A 9,993-nucleotide genomic window follows, 5' to 3' on the forward strand; every position below is an offset into this window, starting at 1 on the left:
GACCCTTTCTGCTCTGCTCGGGAAAGGGGGCTCCCGGCGGGTAAGTTACGCAGCCGTAGGTTTACGGCGTCTCGCAGATCGTGCCCGAAGAACGGACGGGTAGCCAGCCCTGGTGCCCGGTGGCGGCGAGATTCTCGTCACGTCGGCCTACATCCCACCTCGGATTTTTGAGTACCCTTTACTCCGCCCGTACGGTGGCCCTCTTCAGAAGCAGGAACATCTCGCACCCCAGGCAGTAGCCGAACGCCGCGTTCAGGAAGGCGGCGGCGAGTGCCGCGCCGGTCGCGGCCAGCCCCAGCCACTGCGGTCCCACGGTGAACCCCACGAGACCGAGCCCCGCGAACACCAGGCCCACGGCCTGCGCGAACCGCGGCGGTTCCGGAGCCTCGAACTCCTTCGGCGGCCCGAGCCGGGGCCGTACGGCGGTGCGGAAGACCCAGCCGTACGGCGAGTGCTGCACACCCGCGGCCGCTCCGAGCGCGAACGCCAGCGTCTGCCAGCCCAGCACCCAGGCGTTCTCCAGGCTCAGTGCCACCGCCAGAACGCCCGTCGTCACGGCCGCCCCGAAGCGCGGCCCTCTCACGTCGATGTCCATGAATCCAGCATTCCGCAACGGAAACTCCCGCGGGAGGCGGGAATCTTTTCAGTCTGATGAATGCTTGGGCAGGTGATGACCGGAGTGGTGGTGTGCGTGGCGGTGCTCGTCGTGGCGAGCGCCGCCGGAGTGCTGCACAGGCGGCGGAGCGGGAGAGTACGGGTGCGCGGGCGGGACGAGGGCAAGCGGCTGGGCGCCGCCGAGCTGGGCGGCGAGCTCGGCGAGCGGGCCACACTGGTCCAGTTCTCCAGCGCCTTCTGCGCGCCCTGCCGGGCCACCCGGCGGGTCCTCGGCGAGGTCGCCGGAATGGTCCCCGGGGTGGCCCACGTCGAGATCGACGCCGAGGCCCGTCTGGACCTCGTACGTGAACTCGAGATCCTCAAGACGCCCACCGTGCTGGTGCTCGACGCCGAAGGACGCGTCGTACGGCGTGCCACCGGACAGCCCCGCAAGGCCGACGTCATCGCGGCACTGGGCGAGGCCGTGTGAGGGGGCCTCAGGAGACGGCGCGGTACCTTCCGCATCCCGGACCGTGCTTGACTGGGCACACCAACTATCGTCAGCCTGACCGTATGCCGACCGAACTCCTTCTCCACGGGCGGGTCCACGTCGACCTCGCCCGCACCGCGAGCGCCATCTGTCCGGGCTGTTGAGACCCGACTGCCCAGATCGCGACCTCCAGCAGAAGGACAACTCCATGACGGCCTCGCCCGACCTCGGCACTGTTCAGCTCGCCTCTCCCGATCTGTTGCGCTCCACCTTCCGCCGGCACGCCGCCGGTGTGGCGGTGATCACCGCGCGTGGTGCCTCCGGCCCGGTCGGGTTCACCGCCACCTCCCTCACCTCGGTCTCCGCCGAGCCCCCGCTCGTCTCCTTCGGCATCGGTACGGGCGCCTCCAGCTGGCCCGCGATAGCCGAGACGGACCACGTCGGCGTCCACATACTCGGCGAGCACCAGAGTGAGCTGGCCGCCACCTTCGCCCGCAGCGGCGCGGACCGCTTCGGCGCGCCGACGGCCTGGCGCGAGGGCCCGGAAGGCGTACCGGTGCTCGACGACGTGCTCGCCTGGCTGGTCTGCCGGATCGTCGGCCGGGTCCCGGCCGGTGATCACCGGATCGTGCTCGCCGAGGTCGTCCTGGGCGACCCCACGGGCGCGGGCCGCCCCCTCCTCTACCACCAGGGCCGCTTCAACGGCCTGCGGGATTGATCACGCCGTCGTCTCCTGCGCGCGCGTCGAGTTCCGGTTACGCTGCGTTGCGAAGGTCACAGTTCAAAGCGCTTGCTTAGCGGGCATGAACTGGGTGTACTGACGAGTAATATTTCGGTCGGAGCGCGCGGACGCCCCGACCGGGATCGGCCGCTTGAGGCGCCTATGCTGCCTGCAAGAGGCAGCCCGGAAATGACGATGCAGTAGGAGAGCCGGCGTGAGCTTGAGGATCGTTGTCACTGTGAAGTACGTGCCCGACGCCACTGGCGACCGGCACTTCGCCGATGACCTGACCGTCGACCGCGACGACGTGGACGGTCTGCTCTCCGAGCTGGACGAGTATGCGGTCGAGCAGGCCCTCCAGATCGCGGAGAACGCGGACGACGCCGAGGTCACCGTCCTGACCGTCGGCCCCGAGGACGCCAAGGACGCGCTCCGCAAGGCCCTGTCCATGGGTGCCGACAAGGCCATCCACGTCGAGGACGACGACCTGCACGGCACCGACGCCATCGGCACCTCCCTGGTCCTGGCCAAGGCGATCGAGAAGGCCGGCTTCGACCTGGTCGTCTCCGGTATGGCGTCCACCGACGGCACCATGGGTGTCGTCCCCGCGCTGGTCGCCGAGCGCCTGGGCGTCCCGCAGGTCACCCTCCTGTCCGAGGTCTCCGTCGAGGACGGCACGGTCAAGGGCCGCCGCGACGGCGACGCCGCGTCCGAGCAGCTTCAGGCGCAGCTCCCGGCCGTCATCTCCGTGACCGACCAGTCGGGCGAGGCGCGCTACCCGTCCTTCAAGGGCATCATGGCGGCCAAGAAGAAGCCGGTGGAGTCCTGGGACCTGTCCGACCTGGACATCGAGGCCGAGGAGGTCGGCCTGGACGGCGCGTTCACCAAGGTCGAGGTCGCGAACGAGCGCCCGGCGCGCACGGCCGGCACCATCGTCAAGGACGAGGGCGAGGGCGGCAAGCAGCTCGCTGAGTTCCTCGCGAGCCAGAAGTTCATCTAAGGGCTCGCCCCCGCTGACCGCCCCTCAACTTCGTTACGCAGGAGAGCAATCCCATGGCTGAAGTCCTCGTCTACGTCGACCACGTGGACGGTGCCGTCCGCAAGCCCACCCTCGAGCTGCTGACCCTGGCCCGGCGCATCGGCGAGCCCGTCGCCGTCGCGCTGGGTGCCGGCGCCGCCGACACCGCCGCCACCCTCGCCGAGCACGGCGCGGTGAAGGTCCTCACCCACGACGCCTCCGAGTACGCCGACTACCTGGTCGTGCCGAAGGTGGACGCCCTGCAGGCCGCCTACGAGGCCGTCTCCCCGGCCGCCGTGCTGGTCCCCTCCTCCGCCGAGGGCAAGGAGATCGCCGCCCGCCTGGCGCTGCGCATCGGCTCTGGCATCATCACCGACGCCGTCGACCTGGAGGCCGGCGACGAGGGCCCGGTGGCCACCCAGTCGGTGTTCGCCGCGTCCTTCACCACCAAGTCCCGCGTCATCAAGGGCACTCCGGTCATCACGGTCAAGCCGAACTCGGCCGCCGTGGAGGCCGCCCCGGCCGCGGGTGCGGTGGAGGCCCTGTCCGTCTCCTTCTCGGACCAGGCGACCGGCACGAAGGTCACCGCGCGTACGCCGCGTGAGTCGACGGGCCGTCCGGAGCTGACCGAGGCCGCGATCGTGGTCTCCGGCGGCCGTGGCGTCAACGGCGCCGAGAACTTCTCGATCATCGAGGCGCTGGCCGACTCCCTCGGCGCGGCCGTCGGTGCCTCGCGTGCCGCCGTCGACGCCGGCTGGTACCCGCACACCAACCAGGTCGGCCAGACCGGTAAGTCGGTCTCGCCGCAGCTGTACATCGCCAACGGCATCTCCGGCGCCATCCAGCACCGTGCCGGTATGCAGACCTCGAAGACGATCGTGGCCGTCAACAAGGACGCCGAGGCCCCGATCTTCGAGCTGGTCGACTTCGGTGTGGTCGGCGACCTGTTCGACGTCGTCCCGCAGCTGACCGAGGAGATCAAGACCCGCAAGGGCTGAGCCTCACCCGGCACACCCGAGGCCCCGGTGACCGACGCGGTCACCGGGGCCTCGGTGCATCCTGGTGACGATCCGCCGGGCGCCCGACCAGGCTCCGGACGGGGTGTTGACCAGCAAGAACCTCCCGGATAACTTCATTCTACGGATTGTTGATTCCGTACAGCGGAAAATTGGAGGGTGTGGGATGGGTCAGCAGGAGAAGGTGGCGACGAGCCTCGCGGGTGCCGTCAGCGAGGAGATCAGCGCCTCCCTCGCGCCGGTCGACGCGGAGCTGGAGCGCCGCTACCCCGGGGATCCCGGCACCCGGCAGCCCGTCCACACCGTCTACGTTCCCGGTGACGCCTTCGCCGCCGACACCATCCGCTCCTGGGGCGGCCAGGCCCTCGCCGCCCTCGACGAGCACGCTCCGGACGCCGCCTCCCTCGCCGCGGTCCTCGGCCTGTCCGACGAGCTCGCCGAGCCCGTCTACTCCCGCGTCCGCGCCAAGCTGGAACGCGAGCCGATCGAAGACCTGCGCGTCGACTTCGAGGACGGCTACGGCCCCCGCCCCGACGCCGAGGAGGACCGGGCGGCGGCCCGCGCGGCCCGGCTGATCGCGGACGCGTACGCGAACGGCACGGCGGCCCCGTACATGGGCATCCGCATGAAGTGCATGGAGGCGGCGGTACGCGACCGGGGCATCCGCACCCTCGACGTTTTCCTCACCGGCCTGATCGAGTCCGGAGGCCTGCCCGACGGCCTGGTCCTCACCCTGCCCAAGGTGACCTACCCCGAGCAGGTCACCGCGTTCGTGCGGCTGCTGGAGGCCTTCGAGAAGGTGCACGGCCTGGACGCCGGCCGCCTCGGCTTCGAGATCCAGATCGAGACCAGCCAGTCCATCCTCGCCACCGACGGCACCGCCACCGTCGCCCGGATGATCCAGGCCGCCGAGGGCCGCGCCACCGGGCTGCACTACGGCACCTTCGACTACAGCGCCTGCCTCGGCGTCTCCGCCGCCTACCAGGCCAGCGACCACCCGGCCGCCGACCACGCCAAGGCGGTCATGCAGGTCGCGGCCGCGGGCACCGGGGTGCGCGTCTCCGACGGCTCGACCAACGTCCTGCCCGTCGGCCCCACCGAGAAGGTCCACGACGCCTGGCGCCTGCACTACGGCCTCACCCGCCGCGCCCTGGCCCGCGCCTACTACCAGGGCTGGGACATGCACCCCGGCCACATCCCGACCCGCTACGCCGCCGTCTTCGCCTTCTACCGCGAGGGCTTCGAACAGGCCGCCGCCCGCCTCGCCCGCTACGCCAACCGGGCCGGCGGCGACGTGATGGACGAGCCCGCCACCGCCAAGGCCCTCAGCGGCTATCTGCTGCGCGGACTGGACTGCGGCGCCCTCGACATCGCCGAGGTCGCCCGCCTCACCGGCCTGACCCGCACCGACCTGGAGGGCTTCGCCGCACCCCGGCGCGGTGACCTGACGGCCTCCGCGAAGTAGAGGTCGCGGGCCGGTCACAGCCCCCCGCCGGGGGAGTACGCCGGCACCGCCGCCCCCGTACGCTGGACGCCACGCATCGGCCAGGCGGACGCGACACGGGACGGCACAGGAACGGGGCGGCGGTGTCTTCGGGGGAGCAGGGACCGGAGGAGTACGGGCACACGGACGACGGGGCCGGCCGGCTGCTGGCCGGGCGCTACCGCGTCACCGCGCGGCTCGGGCGCGGCGGCATGGGCGTGGTCTGGCGGGCCGTGGACGAGGTCCTCGGCCGCGAGATCGCGGTCAAGGAGCTGCGCACCTACACCGACACGGCCGGACCGGAACTGTCCGAACTGCGCTTGCGCATGCAGCGCGAGGCCCGGGCCGCCGCCCGGGTCCGTCACCCCGGCGTCGTCGCCGTGCACGACGTCACCGAGGTCGACGGACGCCCCCTGATCGTCATGGAACTGGTCGACGGGCCCTCCCTCGACGACGTCCTGCGCGAGCGCGGCACCCTCGACCCGTACGAGGCGGCGCGCATCGGCGCGGCGGTGACGGACGCCCTGGCCGCCGCCCATCGGGCCGGCGTCCTGCACCGCGACGTCAAACCCGGCAACATCCTCCTCGAGCGCTCCGGCCGAGTCGTCCTGACCGACTTCGGCATCGCCACGATGGACGACCCCGGCGACGGCTCGGCCACCCGTCTCACCCGCAGCGGCGAACTCGTCGGCTCCCTCGACTACCTGGCCCCCGAGCGCGCCCAGGGCGCCGCGCCGGGCCCGCCCGCCGACGTCTGGGCCGTGGGCGCCACCCTGTACGCGGCCGTCGAGGGCGCCGCGCCCTTCCGCCGTACGTCCACCTACTCGACGCTCACCGCGATCGTCTCCGAGCCGCTGCCCGAACCCCACCGGGCGGGGCCGCTCGCGCCGGTCCTGCGGCGTCTGATGGACAAGCGCCCGGACGCCCGCCCGGACGCCGAGGAGGCCGGCGAGGCGCTGCGCCGGGTGGCTCAGGCGCGGACCCCCGACGTGCCGACGGCCCTCCTGCGCCCGACGCCGCCCCGTACCCCCGAACCGACGCAACGCACCGCGCCGCCCGTGCCGCCGGGCTTCGGCCCGCCGCAGCCGGGCCCGGCCGGGCAGGCGTCCGCCCATGCCCCCGGCGCCCCCACCGGGCCCATGAGCACGGCAACCGGCTCGCCCCGCCGCAGGAGCCGCGCACTCCTCGCCGCCGAAGCCGTCGCCGTCGTCCTCGGCGCGGCCGGGGCCACCGTCGCCCTGGTGCACGACCAGGGAGCGCCGAAGAGCGCACCGGCCGCTTCCCGTTCCGGGGTCGCGGCCACCAAACGGGCCGGCACCGGGTGGTCCACCCAGCCGAAGAAGTCGCATGGGCGCGGCAGCGAGAGCAGGTCCTCCAACGGCCCCGTCCCGACCGGGAGTTCGGGAACAGCCTCAGGGCCGGCGGCCGCCTGCCGGGCCGTCGGCGGCGGCAAGTACGACTGCCGGGTCTGGCACACCGCCACGTCCTACACGGCCTCCGGCACCCCGGCCGGGACCCTGAACGCGGGCACCGACTACTTCTACTGCCAGGCGAATCCGGGCCGCCGGGACACCTACGGCCGGTGGACGAACGTGTGGTGGGCGAAGACCGACGACGACAGCGGCAACACCGGCGTCTACGTCAGCGACGTCTACCTCAAGGGCGGGAACAACGACGAACCGGTGCCCGGGCTCCCGGTCTGCTGACCGTCGGCGTACGGCTCGAAACCCGACTCCGTCACCCACTTCTGCTCGGCGAACAGCCGAGTGCCGCGCGCGCACAGCCCCGGGTCGCGGCGGGCCCGCGCGCAGAACTCCTCCGGCGTGACGCCGAACAGCGCGCGTAACGCAGCGGACCCCGCGAGGAGTTCGGTGAGCAGGATCCGCTGGTCGCCGGGATGGCGGCGCGGCGCACCGGTGCCGTTGCGCAGCACGCCGTGCCGGTTGACGTAGGCGTACGCCCCGGTGAGCGCGCAACCGTCCGGCAGCTCGATCCGCACCTGAGGCGCGGGCAGCCAGGCCCGCCGGAAGTGGGGCTCGCTGGCGTCGATCACCTCCAGCTGGCGCCGGTCCAGCCAGATGACGAACAACTCCCTCGACTCCCGCGGTGACTTGACCGGAGACGCCGAGACATAGCCCAGGCGGCTGACGTGCGCCGAGACGCCCACGCCGAGCCCGGACACCCGCGACCGCACCATCGGCACGGGCGAGCCGATCCCGGACTCGGCCATCTTGTACCGCAGTTGGCCCGGACACGCGTTGGAGCCGACGGCGAGCACCGGCACCCGGTCGTCGTACACCAGGCGCTCCAGCGGCAACATGCGGTCGCCGTGCAGCAGTCCGGAGTCGGTGGGCCAGGCGCCGGGATAGGTCAGCGGATGGTCGCGGGGAGCGTCGGCGAGGCCGAGCTCCGCCAGGGTGCGGCCGGTCACGGGCGGCTCAGTCGGCCGGCGGCAGCTCGCCCGAGCCGCGCGTGATCAGCCGGGTGGGCAGCTCGATGCGCTCCGGTGCGACGAGCCCGCCGTCCAGTTGACGGAACAGCCGCTCGGCGGCGGTACGGCCCAGGGCTGCCGAGTCCTGGGCGACGACCGTGACGCCCGGCTGGAGCAGATCGGCCAGCTCGATGTCGTCGAAGCCGACGAGGGCGACCGGGCGGGGCTGCTCGGCCAGGACCCGGATCACGGTGACCGTCACCCGGTTGTTGCCCGCGAAGATCGCGGTGACGGGCTCGGGACCGGAGAGCATCTCCTCCGCCGCTCGGCGCACCCGCTCCGGGTTCGTCTGCCCGAGGGACATCCAGGCGTCCTCGACCGGTATCCCCGCGTCCTCCATGGCCGCCCGGTATCCGCGCAGCCGCTCGGCCGCGGTGTGGATGCGCGGCATGTCGCCGATGAAGCCGATCCGGCGGTGGCCGTGCGCGATGAGATGGGCGACGCCGTCCCGGGCGCCGCCGTAGTTGTCGGAGAGGACCACGTCGGCGTCGATGCGCCCGGCCGGACGGTCCACGAACACGGTCGCCACACCCGCCCTGATCTCCGGTTCGAGATAGCGGTGGTCGTCCCCGGCCGGGATGATCACCAGACCGTCCACCCGCCGTGCGCACAGGGCCAGCGCCAGCTCCTGCTCGCGCTCCGGGTCCTCGGCGCTGGAACCGTTGATCAGCAGGGCGCCGTGGGCGCGGGCCACCTCCTCGACGGCGCGGCTGAGCGGGCCGTAGAAGGGGTCGGCGAGGTCCTCCAGAACCAGCCCGATGCTCGCCGTACGGCCCTTGCGCAGCACCCGGGCGCTGTCGTTGCGGCGGAAGCCCAGCGCGTCGATCGCCTCCTGCACCCGGCGTTCGGTGTCCGGGGTGACACCGGGCTCGCCGTTGACCACCCGGGAGACCGTCTTCAGGCCGACCCCGGCCCGCGCCGCCACGTCCTTCATGGTCGGGCGGTTGCCGTAACGGGTGCCGGAAAGGCTGTCTGTGCGGCGGGTGGTCTCGGGCACGATGCGGCGTCCTGTCCTGTCGTCCGGCTCGGCCACGGAGCCGGTGCGTAGGGGGTGGTGCGAAGGTGCGCACACGGTGGTGCACCCCGGTGATGCGCCGATCCGTGGTTCGTATGAGGATGTGGCGTCGAGCATAGAGCCTGGACAACGTTGTCAGATGCGCGAGACACTGTCCACCGTCGTCTGTCGGCCTGCGCCCCACCGTGTGACCGGCCCGCGTCTCTTTGATTCTCAAGCTTCAACGGGGAGATCTGACTCTGATGCACACCGACCTCGTGGCGGCCCTGGACATCGGCGGTACCAAGATCGCCGGCGCGCTGGTGGACGGCGACGGACGGATCCTGGCACGGGCCCAGCGCGGCACGCCCGCGCAGCAGGACGGCGACACGGTCATGCGGGCCGTCGCGGAGGTGCTCGACGACCTCGCCGGATCGCCGCTGTGGGAACGCGCAGGCGCCATCGGCATCGGCAGCGCCGGCCCCGTGGACGCCTCGGCGGGCACGGTCAGTCCGGTGAACGTCCCGGGCTGGCGGGACTTCCCGCTGGTCGAGCGGGTGCGCGCGGCCACCGGCGGGCTCCCGGTCGAGCTGATCGGCGACGGCGTCGCGATCACGGCGGCCGAGCACTGGCAGGGGGCCGCGCGGGGCCACGACAACGCGCTGTGCATGGTCGTGTCGACCGGCGTCGGGGGCGGCCTGGTCCTGAATGGCCGGCTGCACCCCGGGCCGACCGGCAACGCCGGTCACATCGGTCACATCAGCGTCGACCTCGACGGCGACCCGTGCCCGTGCGGCTCGCGCGGCTGTGTGGAGCGGATCGCGAGCGGGCCGAACATCGCCCGCCGCGCCCTGGACCAGGGCTGGCGTCCCGGTCCCGACGGCGACACCTCCGCCGCCGCCGTGGCCGCCGCCGCCCGCGAGGGCGACTCGGTCGCCGTGGCCTCCTTCGAGCGCGCGGCACAGGCCCTGGCCGCCGGTATCGCGGCCACCGCCACCCTGGTCGAGATCGACATCGCCGTGATCGGCGGCGGCGTCGGCAACGCGGGGGACATCCTCTTCACCCCCCTGCGCAAGGCACTCACCGACTACGCCACCCTGTCCTTCGTCCAGCGCCTGAGGGTCGTGCCCGCGCAGATGGGTACGGACGCGGGACTGGTCGGCGCGGCGGCCGCCGCGCTGGCCCC

Annotated in this window: 11 protein-coding genes; 8 read left to right on the top strand and 3 right to left on the bottom strand. The window is 72.6% G+C overall.

What is annotated here, in order from left to right; genetic code table 11:
* Positions 1 to 178 precede the first annotated feature (178 nt).
* Positions 179 to 595 (bottom strand): DUF4395 domain-containing protein, encoded by a 417-nt coding sequence (locus tag ABT288_RS37655; RefSeq protein WP_351617883.1) that lies wholly within the window; start codon positions 593 to 595, stop codon positions 179 to 181.
* A 75-nt stretch (positions 596 to 670) separates the two neighbouring features.
* On the opposite strand from ABT288_RS37655, the gene ABT288_RS37660 reads away from it, so the two are divergent.
* The 7 genes from ABT288_RS37660 to ABT288_RS37690 all read left to right on the top strand — a co-directional run bounded on the left by ABT288_RS37660 (position 671) and on the right by ABT288_RS37690 (position 7,028).
* Complete coding sequence (locus ABT288_RS37660) at positions 671 to 1,084, top strand: TlpA family protein disulfide reductase (protein ID WP_351617912.1); 414 nt, start codon at positions 671 to 673, stop codon at positions 1,082 to 1,084.
* A gap of 83 nt (positions 1,085 to 1,167) precedes the next feature.
* Positions 1,168 to 1,248 carry a putative leader peptide gene (locus ABT288_RS37665; protein WP_351617915.1) on the top strand — a complete coding sequence of 27 codons (81 nt, stop codon included), beginning with the start codon at positions 1,168 to 1,170 and terminating at the stop codon, positions 1,246 to 1,248.
* A 44-nt stretch (positions 1,249 to 1,292) separates the two neighbouring features.
* On the top strand, positions 1,293 to 1,802 hold the full coding sequence (locus ABT288_RS37670; RefSeq protein WP_351617885.1) for a flavin reductase family protein: 510 nt from the start codon (positions 1,293 to 1,295) through the stop codon (positions 1,800 to 1,802).
* Between the two features lie 217 nt (positions 1,803 to 2,019).
* Complete coding sequence (locus ABT288_RS37675; protein ID WP_351617888.1) at positions 2,020 to 2,805, top strand: electron transfer flavoprotein subunit beta/FixA family protein; 786 nt, start codon at positions 2,020 to 2,022, stop codon at positions 2,803 to 2,805.
* Between the two features lie 53 nt (positions 2,806 to 2,858).
* Positions 2,859 to 3,821 (top strand): electron transfer flavoprotein subunit alpha/FixB family protein, encoded by a 963-nt coding sequence (locus ABT288_RS37680; protein WP_351617891.1) that lies wholly within the window; start codon positions 2,859 to 2,861, stop codon positions 3,819 to 3,821.
* Positions 3,822 to 4,005: 184 nt separating this feature from the next.
* Positions 4,006 to 5,304, top strand: a complete 1,299-nt coding sequence (locus ABT288_RS37685) for a DUF6986 family protein (RefSeq protein WP_351617894.1) — start codon at positions 4,006 to 4,008, stop codon at positions 5,302 to 5,304.
* Positions 5,305 to 5,426: 122 nt separating this feature from the next.
* Entirely contained in the window at positions 5,427 to 7,028 is a 1,602-nt protein-coding gene (locus ABT288_RS37690) for a serine/threonine-protein kinase (protein WP_351617897.1), read from the top strand.
* Here ABT288_RS37690 and ABT288_RS37695 read toward each other — a convergent pair.
* Entirely contained in the window at positions 6,974 to 7,753 is a 780-nt protein-coding gene (locus tag ABT288_RS37695) for a hypothetical protein (protein WP_351617899.1), read from the bottom strand. The two genes, ABT288_RS37690 and ABT288_RS37695, sit on opposite strands and share 55 nt — an antisense overlap.
* Before the next feature lie 7 nt (positions 7,754 to 7,760).
* On the bottom strand, positions 7,761 to 8,810 hold the full coding sequence (locus ABT288_RS37700) for a LacI family DNA-binding transcriptional regulator (RefSeq protein ID WP_351617902.1): 1,050 nt from the start codon (positions 8,808 to 8,810) through the stop codon (positions 7,761 to 7,763).
* A gap of 260 nt (positions 8,811 to 9,070) precedes the next feature.
* Here ABT288_RS37700 and ABT288_RS37705 point away from each other — a divergent pair.
* A partial coding sequence (locus tag ABT288_RS37705; protein ID WP_351617904.1) for an ROK family protein occupies positions 9,071 to 9,993 on the top strand: 923 nt, incomplete at its 3' end.

Origin of the sequence: Streptomyces sp. NPDC001093 (genome assembly GCF_040298985.1) — a bacterium.
Classification (GTDB): Bacteria; Actinomycetota; Actinomycetes; order Streptomycetales; family Streptomycetaceae; genus Streptomyces.

Excerpts from the sequence above, each read along its gene's own strand:
- ABT288_RS37655 (WP_351617883.1), bottom strand. The coding sequence starts at position 595 with ATGGACATCGACGTGAGAGGGCCGCGCTTCGGGGCGGCCGTGACGACG.
- ABT288_RS37660 (WP_351617912.1), top strand. The coding sequence starts at position 671 with ATGACCGGAGTGGTGGTGTGCGTGGCGGTGCTCGTCGTGGCGAGCGCC.
- ABT288_RS37665 (WP_351617915.1), top strand. The coding sequence starts at position 1,168 with ATGCCGACCGAACTCCTTCTCCACGGGCGGGTCCACGTCGACCTCGCC.
- ABT288_RS37670 (WP_351617885.1), top strand. The coding sequence starts at position 1,293 with ATGACGGCCTCGCCCGACCTCGGCACTGTTCAGCTCGCCTCTCCCGAT.
- ABT288_RS37680 (WP_351617891.1), top strand. The coding sequence starts at position 2,859 with ATGGCTGAAGTCCTCGTCTACGTCGACCACGTGGACGGTGCCGTCCGC.
- ABT288_RS37685 (WP_351617894.1), top strand. The coding sequence starts at position 4,006 with ATGGGTCAGCAGGAGAAGGTGGCGACGAGCCTCGCGGGTGCCGTCAGC.